Here is an 809-nt window from a genome sequence, read left to right as displayed (position 1 = left end):
CCGGCGCTTGCGCGCCGGGCCCCTCTTGTTCGCCGCTGCGCGGCTCAGTGGTCGTGAGCGCGTCGCTTCGCTTCGCGCGCTTGGGTTCCGGTGGTCAGCCTGCTCTGGCGAAGGTCGCGCCGGAGGCCTCGGTGCCGTCGCTGAGCTGGGCGACGCACAGGAACGAGCCGTCGCCGGGGACGTAGACGTCGGTGGTCCAGTCGACCGCGTCGCTGGAGACGAGCTGCGAGAGCGGGCCGCCGTCGGCCTGGCCGTTCACGCACGCGGCCGCCACGGTGGCGTCGGCGCGCGCGGCGTCGGCGTCGGCGACGCCCTCGGGGAGCGGCCCGGTCGCGTACGCCTCCCACAGGTGGGCGGTGTCGCAGCTGACGGAGGCGAACTCGGCGTCGAAGCAGGCGGGCTCGGTGACGCACCCGGCGCCGTCGACGGCGAGGCCGCACTCGGGCGAGTAGTCGTCGGCCATGGACTGCGCGGCCAGGTCGGCCGGCTCGTCGCCGCCGCCGAAGAGCCACACGCCGCCGGCGATGAGGAGGCCGAGGATGACCAGGCCGACCGCGCCCATGCCGATGATGCGGCCCATCTCGGAGCCGGTGTCGCCCTCCTTGATGCGGCGCTCGCGGCGCGTCAGCCCGGTCTCGTTGCGCGCCACCGGGACCGGCAGGCGCGAGTCGTCGGGGCCGCTGTAGGCCTCCCAGCGGGCCGTCTCGCTCCCGAAGTCGCCGGAGGCCGGCGGGGAGGCGGGCGGGCTCACCGGGGGGCTCACGGGCGGGCTGGGGACGCGCGCGGCGCCCGCGGAAGTGCGGGCCGGG

General features: G+C 76.9%; 1 pseudogene. It reads right to left on the bottom strand.

Annotated elements, in window-relative coordinates:
• Positions 1-94 precede the first annotated feature (94 nt).
• Positions 95-809, bottom strand: a pseudogene (locus DI269_RS12925) (hypothetical protein); the annotation flags it as partial.

The organism is Glycomyces dulcitolivorans (assembly GCF_003265355.1).
Classification (GTDB): domain Bacteria; phylum Actinomycetota; class Actinomycetes; order Mycobacteriales; family Micromonosporaceae; genus Glycomyces; species Glycomyces dulcitolivorans.
The sequence above is the reverse complement of the archived record's forward strand: the minus strand, read 5'-3'. Positions and strand labels throughout refer to the sequence as shown.